General features: G+C 68.4%; 16 protein-coding genes. 10 read left to right on the top strand and 6 right to left on the bottom strand.

Annotated elements, in window-relative coordinates; translation table 11 throughout:
* Positions 1–46: 46 nt before the first annotated feature.
* Complete coding sequence (locus tag COC42_RS13990) at positions 47–1,759, bottom strand: gamma-glutamyltransferase family protein (protein WP_096343897.1); 1,713 nt, start codon at positions 1,757–1,759, stop codon at positions 47–49.
* A 274-nt stretch (positions 1,760–2,033) separates the two neighbouring features.
* Here COC42_RS13990 and COC42_RS13995 point away from each other — a divergent pair, with 274 nt between their 5' ends.
* From COC42_RS13995 to COC42_RS17995, 7 genes are all read left to right on the top strand, one after another.
* Positions 2,034–3,830, top strand: a complete 1,797-nt coding sequence (locus COC42_RS13995; protein WP_096343898.1) for an AMP-dependent synthetase/ligase — start codon at positions 2,034–2,036, stop codon at positions 3,828–3,830.
* Positions 3,831–4,158: 328 nt separating this feature from the next.
* Positions 4,159–4,518 carry a hypothetical protein gene (locus COC42_RS14000; protein ID WP_096343899.1) on the top strand — a complete coding sequence of 120 codons (360 nt, stop codon included), beginning with the start codon at positions 4,159–4,161 and terminating at the stop codon, positions 4,516–4,518.
* A gap of 102 nt (positions 4,519–4,620) precedes the next feature.
* A complete protein-coding gene (locus tag COC42_RS14005) occupies positions 4,621–5,043 on the top strand; it encodes a VOC family protein (protein ID WP_096343900.1) in 423 nt (140 codons plus the stop codon).
* Between the two features lie 4 nt (positions 5,044–5,047).
* Entirely contained in the window at positions 5,048–5,353 is a 306-nt protein-coding gene (locus COC42_RS14010; protein WP_096343901.1) for a polyhydroxyalkanoic acid system family protein, read from the top strand.
* 58 nt (positions 5,354–5,411) lie between these two features.
* Positions 5,412–5,660, top strand: coding sequence for a hypothetical protein (locus COC42_RS14015; RefSeq protein WP_096343902.1), 249 nt, complete (start codon positions 5,412–5,414; stop codon positions 5,658–5,660).
* Between the two features lie 39 nt (positions 5,661–5,699).
* Positions 5,700–6,185 (top strand): GAF domain-containing protein, encoded by a 486-nt coding sequence (locus COC42_RS14020; RefSeq protein ID WP_096343903.1) that lies wholly within the window; start codon positions 5,700–5,702, stop codon positions 6,183–6,185.
* 133 nt (positions 6,186–6,318) lie between these two features.
* Positions 6,319–7,461 carry an RcnB family protein gene (locus COC42_RS17995; protein WP_245844146.1) on the top strand — a complete coding sequence of 381 codons (1,143 nt, stop codon included), beginning with the start codon at positions 6,319–6,321 and terminating at the stop codon, positions 7,459–7,461.
* Positions 7,462–7,599: 138 nt separating this feature from the next.
* Here COC42_RS17995 and COC42_RS14030 read toward each other — a convergent pair whose 3' ends face one another.
* Genes COC42_RS14030 through COC42_RS14045 form a run of 4 tightly spaced genes read right to left on the bottom strand, consistent with a single transcriptional unit; the run spans position 7,600 to position 10,366 of the window.
* Positions 7,600–8,391: a hydrolase 1, exosortase A system-associated gene (locus tag COC42_RS14030; protein ID WP_096344219.1), complete on the bottom strand. Its 792-nt coding sequence runs from the start codon at positions 8,389–8,391 to the stop codon at positions 7,600–7,602.
* Positions 8,379–9,047 (bottom strand): alpha/beta hydrolase family protein, encoded by a 669-nt coding sequence (locus tag COC42_RS14035; protein ID WP_096343904.1) that lies wholly within the window; start codon positions 9,045–9,047, stop codon positions 8,379–8,381. Before COC42_RS14035 ends, COC42_RS14030 begins: the two co-directional genes overlap by 13 nt.
* 35 nt (positions 9,048–9,082) lie before the next feature.
* The gene (locus COC42_RS14040; protein ID WP_096343905.1) at positions 9,083–9,355 is read right to left on the bottom strand and encodes a phosphopantetheine-binding protein; all 273 of its coding nucleotides are present in this window, start codon (positions 9,353–9,355) and stop codon (positions 9,083–9,085) included.
* 30 nt (positions 9,356–9,385) lie between these two features.
* Positions 9,386–10,366, bottom strand: a complete 981-nt coding sequence (locus COC42_RS14045) for a GNAT family N-acetyltransferase (RefSeq protein WP_096343906.1) — start codon at positions 10,364–10,366, stop codon at positions 9,386–9,388.
* Between the two features lie 50 nt (positions 10,367–10,416).
* On the opposite strand from COC42_RS14045, the gene COC42_RS14050 reads away from it, so the two are divergent.
* Positions 10,417–11,931: an AMP-binding protein gene (locus tag COC42_RS14050; protein WP_176484692.1), complete on the top strand. Its 1,515-nt coding sequence runs from the start codon at positions 10,417–10,419 to the stop codon at positions 11,929–11,931.
* The gene (locus tag COC42_RS14055; RefSeq protein WP_096343907.1) at positions 11,928–13,142 is read left to right on the top strand and encodes a pyridoxal-dependent decarboxylase, exosortase A system-associated; all 1,215 of its coding nucleotides are present in this window, start codon (positions 11,928–11,930) and stop codon (positions 13,140–13,142) included. The genes COC42_RS14050 and COC42_RS14055 overlap by 4 nt, the downstream gene beginning before the upstream one ends.
* A 217-nt stretch (positions 13,143–13,359) precedes the next feature.
* Here the strand turns inward: COC42_RS14055 and COC42_RS14060 are convergent, their stop codons facing one another.
* Positions 13,360–15,207 (bottom strand): ABC transporter ATP-binding protein, encoded by a 1,848-nt coding sequence (locus tag COC42_RS14060; protein ID WP_096344221.1) that lies wholly within the window; start codon positions 15,205–15,207, stop codon positions 13,360–13,362.
* A 216-nt stretch (positions 15,208–15,423) separates the two neighbouring features.
* Here COC42_RS14060 and recA point away from each other — a divergent pair, with 216 nt between their 5' ends.
* The gene (gene recA / locus COC42_RS14065; RefSeq protein WP_096343908.1) at positions 15,424–16,497 is read left to right on the top strand and encodes a recombinase RecA; all 1,074 of its coding nucleotides are present in this window, start codon (positions 15,424–15,426) and stop codon (positions 16,495–16,497) included.
* Positions 16,498–16,590: the final 93 nt, after the last annotated feature.

Below are 16,590 nucleotides of genomic sequence, written 5' to 3' on the forward strand. Positions count from 1 at the left end.
GAAGCATCCGTCTTCAGGCCGCCGAGCCCAGGTCCCGCCTCTTCTCCTAACGCCGCGCAGCCTCCACCAGAACCCGCCCCTCGCGGCGCGGGTCATAGCCGCCATCGATGCGGCCCGCCCGGACCAGCACGCCGTGAACGCCCGAATCCTCGCCCTGGCCGGGGCGCACCGTCATGCCGCGCGCCGCCAGTCCCTCGACCACACCAGGTGCGAATTTGCCTGCCTCGCCGCTGATCGAGCGTCCGCGCGCGACGAGGTTGGGAAGGGCGAGTGCCTGCTGCATCGGCAGCTTCCACCAGACTGCGGCGACCAGCGACTTGCCGACGTAGGGCAGGATCGCATTTCCTCCCGCCGAGCCGATCGCGCCCGCGAACCGGCCCTCGGCATCGAGCAGGATGATCGGCGTCATGGACGACCGCGGCCGCTTGCCCGGCGCCACGGCATTGGCGGCGGGGGCGCCGTCGGCCTCGGTCGGCGAGAAGCTGAAGTCGGTGAGCTGGTTGTTGAGGAAAAAGCCGTCGACCATCCGCCCGGTGCCGAAGATCGATTCAACCGTAGTCGTCATCGACACGACATTGCCGTCGCGATCGCCGACGATGAAGTGGCTGGTCCCCGCCGGCTCCTTCGTCGCGTCGGCGCCGCGCGCGGGGGCGCCCGCGGGGCTGCCGAAGGTCGGGTTGCCTGCCTGGCTGCCGATCAGTTTCGCGCGCGCGTCGAGATAGGCCGGGTCGAGCAGCCCCTTGACGGGCACCGACACGAAGGCCGGATCGCCGACATAGCGGTCGCGGTCGGCGAACATCACCCGGCTCGCCTCGGCAAAGGTGAACCACGCCTGCGGATCGGTCGGCCCGCGCCGCGCGATGTCGGTGCGCTCGAGGAGTTTGAGCAGCATCAGCATGCCCACGCCCGAGGAGGGCGGCGGCGGAACACAGGCGCGATAGCCCGCCCACGCCTCGCACAGCGCCTCGCGCTCGACCGGCTTGTAGGCGGCGAGATCGGCCATCGTCATCATGCCCTCGAGCGGCGCGGTGCGCGTCTTCTGGACGATGCGGGCGGCGGTCTGGCCCTTGTAGAGCGCGTCGGGGCCTTGGGCGGCGAGGCGGGTCAGGAACTCGGCATAGGCGGGGTTCTGCAGCCGGTCGCCCGGCCCGACGAGCCCGCCGCCGGGCTTGCCGAAATAGGCGCGTGCGTCGGGCGACTGAAGCTGCGGGAAGCCGCCCGCCAGGAACCGGCCGAGGCGCGGCGACACGATGAACCCCTCGCGTGCGGTGCGCTCGGCATCGCCGAACAGCGTCGCCCAGGGGAGGCGGCCATGCGCGCGGTGGGCAAGACCAAGCATCGCGACCGCGCCCGGCACACCCGTTGCGCGGCCCGATACGACCGCCTCGCGAAAGGGTAGCGGCTTGCCCTCGGATCCCAGAAACATCGACGGCGTGGCGCCTGCGGGCGCGATCTCCCGCCCGTCATAGACGCGGACCTTGCCGCTCGCGCCGTCGAGATAGGTCATGAACGCGCCGCCACCCATGCCCGAGCTCTGCGGCTCGACCAGCGACAGCATCGCCTGCACGGCGATGGCCGCATCGACCGCGCTGCCGCCGCGGCGCAGCACCGCCATCCCTGCCTCGGCGGCGAGCGGATTGGCGGCGACAACGAACATCTCGCGCGCGGCGGGTGTCGTCGCCGGCGCAGGCGCGGCGGCGCGCGGCGCGGGGGCGCAGGCCGACAGCATGGCGGCGGCGATCAGGGCGGCGATACGCATCGTGGGGGCAGGCTCCGGAACCATTGGCGTTTCGCGATAGCCGAGCGCCTCCGCCTGTCCAACCGCTGCGGCGAAAGCGCATGTATTCCCACGACGGCGGTAGTCCCGGGGTACCGAGCGAGCCGCCCTTTGCTCTCCTTGGCTGTGAGCTTCCGCTTTGGGGAGACTATGGCGCAGCATCCGGGCTTTGCCGCCGGCCATTGTCGGACTAGAAACCACCGCCAACGCTACGGCACGCGCCACGTCGCGGGTGCGGGCAGGAGAAGGACGGCGGATGGCGCGCAAGCTCGAACATTTCCCCAATCTGGTCACGATGTTCTTCGTGCGCGCCAAGGAGCGCGGCGACCGCCCGTTCCTGTGGGCCAAGGCGAACGGGAAATGGGTATCGACGAGTTGGGCCGAGGCGGCGCGCCAGGTTGCGTCGCTGGCGATTGCGCTCAAGGCGCTCGGCCTCCAGCCCGGCGACCGGGTGATGCTGGTGAGCGAGAACCGGCCCGAATGGTGCCTCAGCGACCTCGCGATCATGGCGGCGGGCTGTGTCACGGTGCCGACCTACACCACCAATACCGAGCGCGATCACCAGCACATCATTGAAAATTCGGGCGCGCGGGCGATCATCGTGTCGAATGCGCGGCTGGCCAAGACGCTGCTGCCCGCCGCGATCCGCACCGGCACCGCGCAGATCGTGATCGGCATCGACGAGCTGCGCGGCGGCCAGCAGGGTGCGCTCGAATATTACCAGTATCATGCGCTGATCGCCGCGCATCCCACCGATCCCGACAGCATGGCGGCGCAGGCCTTCTTCAAGCGCGAGGACCTGGCCTGCATTATTTATACCAGCGGGACGGGCGGCAGTCCGCGCGGGGTGATGCAGCATCACGGCGCGATCCTCCACAATGTCGAGGGGTGCTGCACCGTCATCAGCGAGGATTTCGGCTGGGGCGAGGAAGTGTTCCTGTCTTTTCTGCCGCTTTCCCACGCCTATGAGCACACCGGCGGCCAGCATTTCCCGATCGGGCTGGGGGCGGAGATCTATTACAGCGAGGGCCTCGACAAGCTCGCCTCGAACATCGAGGAGACGCGGCCAACGATCATGGTCGTCGTGCCCCGCCTGTTCGAGGTGCTGCGCCAGCGCATCTCCAAGGCGATCGAGAAACAGGGCAAGGTGCCGAACTGGCTGCTCGACCGCGCGGTCGCGATCGAGGGGCGGCGTGCCGCCACCGGCCGGACGGCGCTGACCGACCTGCCCGCCAGCCTCGCGGTCGGACGGCTTTTGAAGCCCAAGATCGCCAAGCGCTTCGGCGGGCGGATGAAGGCGATGGTGTCGGGCGGCGCGCCGCTCAATCCGGAGGTCGGCAATTTCTTCCAGGCGCTTGGACTTACCTTCCTGCAAGGCTATGGCCAGACCGAGGCGGCGCCGGTCATCTCGTGCAACCGTCCCTCGGCCGGGCTCAAGATGGATACCGTCGGCCCGCCGCTTCCCAACACCGAGGTCCGGATCGCCGAGGATGGCGAGATCCTGGTCCGCGGCGAGCTGGTCATGCACGGCTATTGGCGCAACGATGCCGAGACTGCGCGCGTCCTGAAGGCCGGGTGGCTGCACACGGGCGATATCGGCCTCATCGACGACAAGGGCCGGATCAAGATCACCGACCGCAAGAAGGACATCATCGTCAACGACAAGGGCGACAATGTCGCACCGCAGAAGATCGAGGGGATGCTGACGCTCCAGTCGGAGATCGTGCAGGCAATGGTTTACGGCGACCGCAAGCCGTACATGGTCGCGGTGCTCGTCCCCGACCCCGAATGGACGCAGGAGTTCTGCGCCAAGGGCGGCGCGAGCTGCGACTTCGCGGCGCTGTCGCGCAATCCCGAGTATCGCGCGGCGCTGTCGGCGGCGGTCGAGCGGGTGAACAAGGACCTGTCGCAGATCGAGCGCGTGCGCCGCTTCATTATCGCCGACGCCCCCTTCGGAATCGAGAACGAACAACTGACGCCGAGCATGAAGATCCGCCGCCATGTGCTCAAGCAGGCCTATGGCGAGCGGCTGGACGCGCTGTACAAGGGGTAAGAAGGTCCGTTTTCGTCTGGTCGGACGAGCTCCGGCATCGACCGTGTCCAGTCGTGGCAGCCTTCACCCTCGTCGCGGTCGACCCCGGAACAAGGCCGAGGTGACGACGGAGGATGGACGCCGCATTCATTCCATCGCCATCATCGCACGGGCGATCGCAGCTAACAGATGCGGCGGCGTGTCGATGAGGCTCGCCTAAGCCATGGTTCCTCAACGATTAGTTCGCACAAACGACGCCGTTTCGCCGCCCACCTGAACCCCCGATAAAGGAACGTCGTCCCGGCGCATTCCGTTCTTGTCTTCGGAACCGAAAAGAGGAGCCGAGACGATGTTCAAGCCGATCTTTGCCGCCACGGTCGCGATTGCCGCGATTACCGCTGCCCCCGCCGCGTTTGCGAGCGACGATATTGCCCGCGACAAATATGCGGGCGTGTTCGACGACAGCAATTCGCATTATCTCGACTACAAGACCGATCTGTCGGAGGCACGCCGCGAGCTCAAGAACGACCTTGCGGGCGCCGACAGCGATGCCGACCGCGCCGAGGTCATCTCCGAGTTCGAGCGCGAGGTCGCCGATGCCGAGAGTGACTTCATCAAGGAGATGGCCGAGGACGGTGTCGTCCTTCGCCGCGGCCGGGTGACGGTCGAGGACGAGATCGCCGCGCTGGTGGCGGTGCCGCGCTACTGAGGTCCGAACGGGCAACAGGGCTGGGGAGGTCGCATGCGCGGCCTCCCCTTTTTTGCTTGTCCGCAGTGGCCCTTTGCGCATCCAATGTGGCAAGGGACGAGCATGAGCCTGCGTCCCTTCCACCTCGCCTTTCCCGTCCACGATCTCACCGCTGCGCGCGCCTTCTACGGCGAGTTGCTGGGCTGCCGAGAGGGGCGGTCGAGCGATCACTGGATCGACTTCGACTTTTACGGCCATCAGATCGTCGCGCATCTCGATCCCGCCGCCGGTCCCGCCGGGACGACCAACCCCGTCGATGGCCACGACGTGCCGGTGCCGCATTTCGGCCTGGTGCTGACGATGGACGACTGGCACGCGCTGGCAGCGCGGGTCGAGGCGGCGGGCATCGCCTTCGGCATCGCACCGCACATCCGCTTCAAGGGACTGCCGGGCGAACAGGCGACGATGTTCTTTCGCGATCCCAGCGGCAACGCGCTCGAGTTCAAGGCGTTCGCCAACGACGCGCAGCTGTTTGCCACGGAGTAGGATCATGAGTGAACCCGTCACCGTCGAGGTGCCCCACAACCTGTCCAACGAGGACCTGCACCGCCGTATCGACGCCGGTATCGGCAAGCTGGGTGCGATGATTCCCGGTGGCGAGGTGTGCGAGCATCACTGGGAGAACGACCGCCTGATGACCTTTACGCTACAGGCAATGGGCCAGCGCGTGGGCGCGAAGATCGAGCTGCTCGAAGGGCGTGTCCGCGCTGAACTGGCGCTGCCCCCGATGCTCGCGATGTTCGCCGGCAAGATCAAGGCGAAGCTTGCCGAGACGGCGCCGACGCTCCTCAAGTAATCACCGTGGAACCGGTACGGTAGCGGACGGTTGAAGCGGCGGAGAGGGAGATCACCGTATGATCCGCACGCTTCGCCTGCTGTTGCTCATCATCGTGCCGGCGATCGCGGTCGGCGTGCCGCTGGGCCTGATGCTCGGCAGCTATGCCAAGGGCGAGTCGCTTCGCACCTATTACGCTGGCAACATGCTGCCCGAGGAGGGCGCGAACCTGCGTTCCGCCGCGAGCGCTGATGCGGTGCAGCCTGCCGCGGTGGCCTATAGCCGGCCGGACCGCTATTCGGATGCGGCAGCGCACTGGATCAACTGACGCTTTCGCCAAGGCCCCCCGCCGCCTATCTGGCGGGGCATGTATGACTTCAACATCGCCGCCGGCACCAAACCCGAGCTGTACCGTGACCTCCACGCCGCGCTCGACGCGCTGACCGCGGGCGAGCCCGACGCGATTGCCAACATGGCCAATGCCGCGGCCCTGATCGGGCAGTATCTGCCCGATCTCAACTGGTCGGGCTTCTACCGATTCGTTGGCGACGAGCTCGTCCTCGGGCCGTTCCAGGGCAAGGCGGCGTGCATCCGCATTCCGCTCGGCAAGGGCGTGTGCGGCACCGCCGCGGCATCACATGAGACGCAACTGGTTGAGGACGTCCACGCCTTTCCCGGCCATATCGCTTGCGACGCGGCGAGCCGGTCCGAGCTGGTCGTGCCCATTGTCGTCGAAGGGCGATTGATCGGCGTACTCGACCTCGACAGCCCCAGGCCTGCGCGCTTCGATGCCGAGGATGCGGCCGGATGCGAGGCGCTGATGGCGCTGCTAGGCCCGCGTATCGCCGGCTGACCTGACCCGCAGCGGGACAGTTTGCCGCGCCCCACGGATTCGCGACTCGTTCCGCGATCGGTTAAGAAACCATGAACCATCTGCGCCGTTCAGCGCAGGCACATGGGCTTTTGACAGGGAGGCCGCGGGGCCGATGCGAACGATGCTGATCCTGGCGCTGGCAGCGACCACTGCCGCCACGCCGCTTACGATGGCTGAGGCGCAGGTCGCCGGCGCGCGGATGGGCGGCGGGATGCAGCGCCCAACGGCCCGGCCTGGCGGGTGGCAGCGGCCGATGGTGCGGCCGGGCGGCTGGCAACGCCCGATCGTTCGGCCCGGCGGCCACTGGAACAACGGCAAGCGCTGGGGCTGGCGTTTCAACAATCGCTGGGTCGGCGGCTGGCGGGCGCCGGGCGGCTGGGCTGCCTATCGCCCGGCGGTGCGCGGCTGGGTACTGCCGCGCTACTGGATCGCGCCGAGCTTCTTCATTTCGGACTTCGGCGCCTATGGCCTTGCCGCGCCGCAGCCGGGTTATGGCTGGTATCGCTATTATGACGATGCGGTGATGATCGACAATTACGGGCGCGTTGAAGACAGCGTGCGCGGGGTCGACTGGAACCGCGGCGGTGACGCCTATTACGATTATGACGAGGACTACCGGCCTGATCTTTACGACCAGGGTTATTACGACCGCGAGTATGCCGAGCGCGACCGCCGCAGCGACACCGACGTCGTGTCGCGTGACCGCGACGGGGGTGTCGGGGGTGCGGTGATCGGCGGCGCGGCGGGCGCGGTGGCTGGCGCGGCGATTGCCGGGCGCGGCAACCGCCTGCCCGGCGCGCTGATCGGCGGCGGCGTCGGTGCCGTCGCGGGCGCCGCGATCGACCGGGCCGAGGATGGTCGGCGCGGCCCGCCGCCTCCGCCGCCGCCTGGCTATGACGGCCGCGGTGCGCCGTTCGCCCCGCCGCGCGAGGTGGTTCAGCCGTTGCCAGGCGACGAGCACTATGCCGAGCATTATGAGGATGATCGCGGCGGAGGCGCACGCGAGGTCCGCACTGTCCATCATGGCGGCGGACATACGACCTATCATCCGGGCGGCACGACGGTGACGACGAGCGGCGGTGGCTATATCGCGGGCGGCTGGTATTATCCGCCCACGACGACGACCGTCGTGACGGTCAGCTCGGCCCCTGTCACGACCACGACGGTGACAGAGGAATATGTCAGCTACCACGCACCGACGCGGAAGGTGGTGAAGCGCCGGTGGCATCGCGGCAAGCGGTGCTATTGCCGGTGAGGTGAACGGGCGGTCGCGCGCTGTCGCCGGTCGCCCCAGCGAGGCCGCAGCCGCTGCTCACGTGGGCACTGTGCCCGCCACCAACCGGTCCCAGCCTACGCTCGGATGCCGAGCGACCCGGAAGCCACGCCGCCCTCGCTACCCGTTCAGCGCCGCCAGCAGCTTCGCTTCCAGCCACGCTTTGTCCTCTGGCCGGTGGAAGCTGTGGCTGTCGGTATCCAGTACCTGCAGCTCGATGCGGTCGCGCAGCGCCGCGTAGGCGGGCGTCTGCCATGCCTCGACAAAGGCGATGGCGGTGTTGTCGCGACGGGCGATCAGGATCGTCGCGTGCTTGTTTGCCAGCCCCGCCGCTACGCGTGCGGCGAGCCCCTCTGGCGCCGCCGCCTCGCCGCTGCTGAGCTTGGCAAGCCCGCCAGCGAGCTTCCTGAGGTTCACGCCGCCTGTCAGCAGCCGGCCCCATGCCCTCGGATCGCGCAGCCGCTCGGCATAGCGCGCGCGGATCGCCGAGGCAGGCGGGAGCGCATCGGCGGTCGGCTCGATCACCCAGGGATTGGCGAGGACGAGCGCGTCGATGCCGCTCGTGTCATGGAGCGCGAGCGCACTCGCCGCATCGCAATTGCCGAAAGCGACGATGCGCGTCAGGCCGGGCACCGCCGCCCGAAACGCGGTGATGGCGGCGGCGATGTCGGGGCCGCTTGCCTCGAAGCCGCGGTTGATGCCGGTGGAATCGCCGATGCCGCGCCGGTCGAAGCGGAAGACCGGATGACCTGCCGCCGTCAGCCTTTGTGCCATCAGCGCCATGCCCCGATGCGCGCCGATGCGAAGCTCGTTGCCGCCCGACACGATCAGGAGGCCGCGTGTGGAGGCGGCGCGATCGAGTGTGCCGACCAGCGCGTCGCCGGCACAGGCGAAGGTGATCAGCTCGCGCACTGCTTCACCCATTCGGCCAGGTCGGCGGCCAGTTCGCGCGCCATCGCCGGATTGTTGTCGGGCTCCGCCCGGCGCCACAACGGTCGGGCGATGATCTTGCGGTCGGCGGGCGCCGCGTCGGTGTCCAGGCGCAGCGTGCGTAAGGCAGGCCCGGCATAGGGCACCGCGCCCTGCAACTCAGCGAGCATCGCGCGCGAGAGGAGGTTGCCGGCGAGTTCGACCGGCGGGCCGTCGCCGGCGATTGCCTTGGCATCGAACGCCTCGCCCGAGTCCTTCGCCGCCGCCTGTCGCGCGCGGACCATGTCGCGAACGAGCGCCGCGCCGGTGACGGGGGCGAAATGCCAGCGTGACTGGCAATTGGCGCGCCCGTCGTAAAGCGTGCCGCCGCGCATCGCGGCGATGTGGACGCGCAGCCCCTCGCGCGTCAGCTTCTCCTCTGCCGCTGCGAGGGCATCGCGCCAGTCGTCAAGCGAGGCGGCCTCGGTGGCGATCAGGCTCTCGCCCTGGCCGGGCATGTCAGGCAGCGCCGCGCCGATGCCGTGGTCGCCGAGCGCGCGAAGCAGCGTGACGAAGAAGGCGCGGAGGCGATTGGCTTCCTCGAACGGGGGCATCGCCGCGAGCACGACCTCGCGGGTCCGCGGGCCGAAGCGCAGCATCGGCTCGCGCCCGCCGCTCCAGGCATAATCGTCGATCAGGCGGAAACCTTGCTGACGGCGAAGCGGGTGAGGGCGCCGAAGGTTTCGAGCGTGTCACCGTCGATGTCGTCGTCGTCGATGACGATGCCGAGGCGATCCTCGAGTTCGGTCAGCACGCCGGCGACCGCCATCGAATCGAGCTCCGGCAAGGCGCCGAACAGCGGCGTCGTCGCATCGAACCCCTCGACCTGTGCGTCCGACAAGCCGAGCACGTCGCGCAGGACCGCGCGGACGGTCGCCTCGATCTCGCCATGCTGTTCCGAAATCATCGTCTATCCCCAAGATGTTTTGCCGCGCGCCTAGCGGCCCACCGCGCGCCGGACAAGCGTCGCGGCGATCATCGCGAGCCCGACGGGGTGGCGCGGGTTCGACGCCTCGATCCGCCAGAGCGTGTGCGCGGTGTCCATCCAGTCGGCCTTGTAGGGCTGGTCGCCGGTGCCATAGTCGATGAGCGCGGGGCGATCGCGCTCGATCACATGCGCGAACATCGCGTGGCTCAGGATCGAGCCCGGCGACAGCGCCCTCGCATCCTCGCGATAGGCGAGCTTGTGGATCGTCGCGCGGCCATGCTCGACGGTCCAGAGCTGCGCGGCGAGCGGCTGGCCATTCTTCGATGCGATGCCGAGGCGCAGCGTGCCCGCTGCGCCCTCCGCCTCAGCCATGGCGCGCAGGAACGGCCAGCTGCCTTCCTCGCCCTTCCAGCTCGCGGCATAGATCGCCTCGTAAGCTTTCCAGGCTTCCGACGAGAACGACCGGTGGATGGCGATGTCGAGCTTCGCCTTCTTGCCCTTGCGCTCGACGGTCGAGCGCAGCTTGCCGGGGCGCGCGGCCCAGAACGCGGCGAAGTCGGTGCCCGGGGCGATGCGCCAGTTGACGCTCATCGGCGTGACCGACACGCGCCAGCCCGCGGCGCGAAAGGCATCGGCCAGCGCCTCGGGCTCCTCGACGGGGGAGAGTTCGACATGGCCGATTGCGCCCAGGCAATCGGGCAGCGCGGCGAGTGGGGCGTCCCCGATCGTTACTGCGTCGAAGGCCAGCGTATACCAGTTCGCCAGCGCGCGTGCCCGCGCGCCGCGGCGCATCAGGAACAGCCACGCGGTCCCACCACCGCGCCGGGCACGGGCAATCAGCGGGCGCCCCGACGGGGGGCAATTGCCGAGCGTCCGCTCGAACCATTCGAGCCGGTCGTAAAGCCGCGGTTGGCGCGCCCGGTCGAGCGCACCCGCAGCATCGCGCGCGACCGCGTCCAGATCGGTGAAAAGAGCGCAATCGGCGCGCACAAGGGCCTCGTAATCGGCTTGTTTACCGTGCACGCTTATGGCCGGCAGCGATGAGCATCCCGTTAAATCCCGATCCGCGACCGCTCGACCATCTGACGACGATGGGTGCGGCCGATGCACCCGCGCTGCACGACAAGGGCGGCAGCTGGACCTATGCCGAGCTGGAGGGTGCGGTCGGATCGGCAGCGGCGTGGCTGGCGGAACAGGGACTCAAGCCCGGCGATCGGGTGGCGAGCTGGCTTGCCAAGACGCGAGCGGCCTGCGTGCTGCCGTTGGCGGCAGTGCGCGCGGGGCTGGTGCATGTGCCGGTCAACCCGCTGCTCAAGCGCGGGCAGGTGGCGCATATCCTTGCCGACAGCGGCGCGCGCCTCCTGATCGCGGGCGGGCCGCGGCTGGCGACGCTGGAGGCGGGCGATGTGCCGGGCGGATGCCGGACGGTCGAGGAGGGCGAGTTGTCGCTGGTGGGCGGCGGACTGCCGCCGTCCGATGCCGATCCGCAATCGCTGGCGGCGATCCTCTATACCTCGGGCTCTACCGGGCGGCCCAAGGGGGTTATGCTGAGCCACGCGAACCTGTGGCTCGGTGCGATCAGCGTGGCGCATTATCTGGACGTGACGCCCGCCGACCGCGTGCTCGGCGTGCTGCCGCTGAGCTTCGACTATGGCCAGAACCAGCTGCTTTCGACCTGGGCGGCGGGAGCGAGCGTGGTGCCGCTCGACTATCTGACCGCGCGCGACGTCATCAAGGCGGTCGAGCGGTTCGGCGCGACCAGCCTTGCCGGGGTGCCGCCGCTCTGGGTCCAGCTGCTCGATGTCGAGTGGCCGGCGGAGACCGCCGCGCGATTGAGGCGGCTGACCAACTCGGGCGGTGCGCTGACGCCGCGACTGGTGCGCGCGCTCCGCGAGCGCTTTCCGGCCGCGCGGCTGTTCCCGATGTACGGCCTGACCGAGGCGTTCCGGTCGACCTATCTCGACCCCGATCTGGTCGATGCGCATCCCGATTCGATCGGCCGCGCCATTCCCTTCGCCGAAATCTCGGTCGTGCGCCCCGATGGCAGCCGCGCCGATGCGGACGAGCCGGGCGAGCTGGTCCATGCCGGGCCGCTCGTTGCGCAGGGCTATTGGCAGGACCCCGAGCGCACCGCGATCCGCTTCAAGCCTGCACCTTCCTTCTCCGCCTATCCCGGCATGGCGGTATGGTCGGGCGATACCGTCGTGGCGGATGCCGAAGGGCTGCTGCGCTTCGTCGGGCGCGACGACGAGATGATCAAGTCGAGCGGCAACCGCATCAGCCCGACCGAGGTCGAGGAAGTGGTGCTCGCCGGCGGCGAGGCGGGCGAGGCGGTGGCGCTGGGCGTGCCCGACGAGCGGCTGGGGCAGGCGATCGTCGTCGTCGCCAGCACGAAGGGCGATGCGGCGAATGCGGAGGCGCGGCTTCGCGAGCGGCTGAAGCGCGACCTGCCCGGCTTCATGCAGCCGCACCGCTATGTCTGGCGCGAGGCGCTGCCGCGCAACGCCAATGGGAAGCTCGATCGCTCTGGGCTGAAAGCGGAGGTGCTGTCGTGAAGCCGATGGGACCGATTCCGCCGCATTTCGCTGGGAGCGAGAAGCTGACGATCGCCGGGCACGACGCCGAGCATTGGATCGAACAGGCCGGCGACACGCCGCTGTTCGTCTACGACATGGGCGAGGTGCGCGCGCGGCTGGCGCGACTGCGTGCGGCGATGCCAGCGCGGCTCGACATCCATTACGCGATCAAGGCCAATCCGCACCCGCAAGTGCTCGCGGCGATCGCGCCGCTGGTCGACGGGCTCGACGTCGCGTCGGGGGGCGAGTTGGTCAAGGCGCTCGCAGTCAAGGACGAGAGAGTCATCAGCTTCGCCGGACCCGGCAAGCGCGACGACGAACTGGAACTCGGGATCCGTGAAGGCGCGACGCTCAACCTCGAATCGGAGGGGGAGGGTATCCGTGCGCTGGCGATCGGCGAGCGGCTGGGGCTGCGGCCGCGGCTGGCAATCCGGGTCAATCCCGATTTCGACCTCAAGGGATCGGGGATGAAGATGGGCGGGCGACCCTCGCCCTTCGGCATCGACGCCGTGCGCGTGCCGGCGTTGGTGCGCGAGTTGCTGGCCGCCGGCGCCGACTGGCGCGGCTTCCACATCTATGCCGGGTCGCAGGCGCTGTCGGCGGCGGCGATCATCGAGACGCAGGCGGCGACAGTGGCGCTCGCCCGGCGGCTGGCGGACGAGGCGGGAGCCGAGGCGCCGCACGTCAATCTCGGCGGCGGGTTCGGCATCCCCTATTTCGCGGGCGACGAAGCCCTCGATATCGAGGCGGTCGGCGGCGCGCTGGCCGAGACGCTCGATCGCGACGGGGCAGCGGAGACGCAGTACGCGATCGAACTCGGCCGCTGGATGGTCGGCGAGTGCGGCGTCTACCTGACCCGTGTGATCGACTTGAAGGAAAGCCAGGGCGAGCGCTTCGTCGTCGTCGATGGCGGCATGCATCACCAGCTGGCCGCGAGCGGCAATTTCGGGACGGTGGTGCGGCGCAATTATCCGATCGCGGTCGCCGGGCGGATGACGGGCGAACTCAGCGAGGTGTCGGTGGTCGGCAGCCTTTGCACCCCGCTCGACCGGCTGGGCGACAAGGTGGGCCTGCCCGAGGTGGCGGTGGGCGACGTAATCGCGGTGTTCCTGGCGGGCGCCTATGGGTTCACCGCAAGTCCGGGGCTGTTCCTGGGGCACCCGGCAGCGCGGGAGATCGTGGTGGGTTGAAGGCCGCTGTCGACAAAAGGGCCTTGTCACTCCGTTTGTCCTAAGTAGCGATCGAGCAGCTGCGAAGCGGCGTATCAAAGAATGTGGGAGTCCGTGGTGATTTCTCGATGCACGGCTTTCGCCGCTACTCAGTCTCTACTCAGCATGAAGCGGGGGAGGCGAAGCGCCACGGATAGTCATCGGTCACGGAACACTCCGCGGGTGACGGACACCGACTTCACCCTTTCCCCTGCGCCCGCCGCCACGCCGCCTGCACCCGGCCGTTGAAACCCATCACCGCGTTGCCGCCGATCAGCCGCAGCCGCGGTTCGGGCTTGTTGTTGAGCTCCAGCCCCTGCGCCTGCAGCATCCAGAGGCGGCGGAACTCGCCGTCCTCGCGCATCAGCAGGTGCTGTGGCGCGCCGTCCTCGACGATACGGCCGCGCTCGACCACCAGCACACGGTCGAAATCGGCGATCGTCGATAGTCGGTGCGCGATGGCGAGCACGGTGCGCCCGACCATCAGCCGCTCGAGCCCCGCCTGCACCGCCAGCTCCGACTCGGTGTCGAGCGCCGACGTCGCTTCGTCGAGGAGTACGATCCGCGCGTCTTTAAGGAAGGCGCGCGCGATGCCGATCCGCTGGCGCTGGCCCCCGGACAGCGAGGTGCCGCGCTCGCCGACGATGCTGTCATATCCCTCCGGCAGTTCGGCGATGAAGTCGGCGCAGCCCGCCGCCTCGGCCGCGCGGCGCACGTCCTCGTCGCTCGCATCGGGGCGGGCGAAGCGGATATTGTCCATCACGCTGCGGTGAAAGAGGAGCACTTCCTGCGGCACCATCGCGATCGCCTGGTTGAGGCTTTCCTGCGTCACCCCTGCCGCTGGCTGCCCGTCGATCAGCACGCGGCCGGCGTCGGCGTCATAGAAGCGCTGAACGAGCTGGAGGATCGACGACTTGCCCGCGCCCGAGGGGCCGACAATGCCCACCTTCTGCCCCGCGGGCACGTCGAAGCTCAGGTCGCGCAGGATCGGCCGCGCGGGGTCGTAGCCGAAGCTGACCCCCTCGAACCGCACCGTCCCCGCGCCCGGCACCAGCGCGGGCGCATCGGGTGCATCGGTCAGCGTATGCGGCACGCCGACGATCTCCAGCGTCTCGTCGAGATAGCTGAACTGCTGGCTGGTATCGATCAGCGCCATCGCCAGGTCGCGCGCGCCGTGGAGCATCCGGAAGGTAAGCGTCGTAATGACGACTACATCGCCCGTCGTCACCGCGCCTGCCGACCAGCGGCCGATCGCCCAGATGAGCGTGCCCGCGACCATCGCCGCCATCGCGATGTCGTAGAGGCCGCGGACACGCTCGACGAAGAACCAGCCCTTTCGCTGCGCCTTCGCCTCGTCCTCGAGAATGTCGCCCAGCCGGTCGAGCTCGCGCCGGCGCGCGGCGAACGCCTTTAGCACCCAGATATTCCCGATCAGATCGACCAGCTCGCCGCCGACGACGCCGGCCTTCTGCGCGAACGCCCGGTGATGGACATGGCCCTTGAGCCCGTGGCGCACCAGAATTGCGGTGACGATCAGGAACACCGCGCCCAGCACCGCCGCCATCCGCGCATCAATCGTGAAGAAGATGACGAGGGCACCCGCAAAGGCGACGATCGGCGGCGTCACCTCCATCACCAGCCGGTGGACGAGCGCGCCGAAATTGCCGGCGAGCGAGCCGATCCGGTGGCCCAGCGAACCGGCACGCTGCTGCTGAAAGAAGGGCATCTGGTGCCCGGTCAGATAATCGAACATGTCGAGCCGGATCTGGATGCCCGACCTGACGGTAAGATGGCCGAGCAGGAAGGCGGCGGCGCGCTGAGCCAGGCTCTCGGCGACAACGAGGCCGATGAACAGCGCGAGGCTGGCATAGACCGCGCTCAAGGCCCCACGCATCGTCATCGCATCGACGAGCAGCTTCATCGCATATTGCGTGCCGATCGACCCTGCGCTGCCTGCGACGACGATCAGCCCGAGAAGCAGGAAGCTCCACGGCCGCTCGGCCACATAATGAAACAGGAAGCGGGCTGGACTGCGCAGAAATCGCAACGGATCCGGTCCTTGTTTGATCTGCATCATGCTGCGATGCAGCGATTCCTAACTCGCAAAAGCGGTTTTGGCTGCATCGGGGCGAAACTGCGGGGAAGCGTTCGAGCCGCCGCGACTATCCACGAAGTTCGCGTCTTGTTCTCATCGAACGAATCGGGTACATGATCGGTGCGCGTTGAACGCCGCGCGCGGTTGCTCTAGCGAGGAAAGCGGAAAATGGCAGCGCAGCTCAAGGTGATCGGGAACGACATGGCAACCGCGAACGCAGATCGTCAAAAGGCGCTCGACGCCGCCCTGGCACAGATCGACCGTGCCTTCGGCAAGGGGTCGGCGATGCGGCTGGGCCAGAAGGAGGCGATGCAGGTCGAGGCGATCTCGACCGGCTCGCTCGGCCTCGACATTGCGCTCGGTGTCGGCGGGTTGCCGCGCGGCCGCGTGATCGAGGTCTATGGCCCCGAAAGCTCGGGCAAGACGACGCTGGCGCTCCACTGCATTGCCGAGGCGCAGAAGATGGGCGGTACCGCCGCCTTCGTCGATGCCGAGCATGCGCTTGACCCGGTCTATGCCAAGAAGCTGGGCGTCAACATCGACGAGCTGATCGTGTCGCAGCCCGACACCGGCGAGCAGGCGCTGGAGATCGTCGACACGCTCGTGCGGTCGAACGCCATCGACGTGCTGGTGGTCGATTCGGTCGCCGCGCTGGTGCCGCGTGCCGAGATCGAGGGCGAGATGGGCGACAGCCATGTCGGCCTGCAGGCGCGCCTTATGTCGCAGAGCCTGCGCAAGCTGACCGGCTCGATCAGCCGCTCGCGCTGCATGGTGATCTTCATCAACCAGCTGCGCATGAAGATCGGCGTGATGTACGGCAACCCCGAGACGACGACGGGCGGCAATGCGCTCAAATTCTATGCCTCGGTCCGTCTCGACATCCGCCGCACCGGCCAGATCAAGGACCGCGACGAGATCATCGGGAACGCGACTCGCGTGAAGGTGGTCAAGAACAAGGTTGCGCCGCCCTTCAAGCAGGTCGAGTTCGACATCATGTACGGCGAGGGCATCTCGAAGATCGGCGAGATCCTCGACCTTGGCGTCAAGGCGGGCCTCGTCGAGAAGGCGGGCGCGTGGTTCAGCTACGACAGCGTCCGCATCGGTCAGGGGCGCGAGAACTCGAAGAACTTCCTGCGCGACAATCCCGAGATCACCGCCCGCCTGGAAGCCGCGATCCGCGCGCGCACGGCGGAGGTCGCCGAGGAGCTGATGGTCGGCGAGGGGCCGGACGACGACGTCTGATCGGCGATCCGCACCGGGCATGAACAAGACCCCGCTGCGAGCGATCACGGCGGGGTTTCCCGTTGGGGGATGTTCGGTGGTGATCCGCAGCAG

Source organism: Sphingomonas spermidinifaciens (assembly GCF_002351485.1).
In the GTDB taxonomy this organism is placed as follows: Bacteria; Pseudomonadota; Alphaproteobacteria; order Sphingomonadales; family Sphingomonadaceae; genus Sphingomonas; species Sphingomonas spermidinifaciens.

What these genes read in the sequence shown, in the direction of transcription:
- COC42_RS13990 (WP_096343897.1), bottom strand. Translation starts at nt 1,759, where the DNA reads ATGCGTATCGCCGCCCTGATCGCCGCCGCCATGCTGTCGGCCTGCGCC.
- COC42_RS14050 (WP_176484692.1), top strand. Translation starts at nt 10,417, where the DNA reads ATGAGCATCCCGTTAAATCCCGATCCGCGACCGCTCGACCATCTGACG.
- COC42_RS14020 (WP_096343903.1), top strand. Translation starts at nt 5,700, where the DNA reads ATGTATGACTTCAACATCGCCGCCGGCACCAAACCCGAGCTGTACCGT.
- COC42_RS17995 (WP_245844146.1), top strand. Translation starts at nt 6,319, where the DNA reads ATGCGAACGATGCTGATCCTGGCGCTGGCAGCGACCACTGCCGCCACG.
- COC42_RS14010 (WP_096343901.1), top strand. Translation starts at nt 5,048, where the DNA reads ATGAGTGAACCCGTCACCGTCGAGGTGCCCCACAACCTGTCCAACGAG.
- COC42_RS13995 (WP_096343898.1), top strand. Translation starts at nt 2,034, where the DNA reads ATGGCGCGCAAGCTCGAACATTTCCCCAATCTGGTCACGATGTTCTTC.
- COC42_RS14040 (WP_096343905.1), bottom strand. Translation starts at nt 9,355, where the DNA reads ATGATTTCGGAACAGCATGGCGAGATCGAGGCGACCGTCCGCGCGGTC.
- recA (WP_096343908.1), top strand. Translation starts at nt 15,424, where the DNA reads ATGGCAGCGCAGCTCAAGGTGATCGGGAACGACATGGCAACCGCGAAC.
- COC42_RS14035 (WP_096343904.1), bottom strand. Translation starts at nt 9,047, where the DNA reads ATGCTGCGCTTCGGCCCGCGGACCCGCGAGGTCGTGCTCGCGGCGATG.
- COC42_RS14015 (WP_096343902.1), top strand. Translation starts at nt 5,412, where the DNA reads ATGATCCGCACGCTTCGCCTGCTGTTGCTCATCATCGTGCCGGCGATC.
- COC42_RS14005 (WP_096343900.1), top strand. Translation starts at nt 4,621, where the DNA reads ATGAGCCTGCGTCCCTTCCACCTCGCCTTTCCCGTCCACGATCTCACC.
- COC42_RS14000 (WP_096343899.1), top strand. Translation starts at nt 4,159, where the DNA reads ATGTTCAAGCCGATCTTTGCCGCCACGGTCGCGATTGCCGCGATTACC.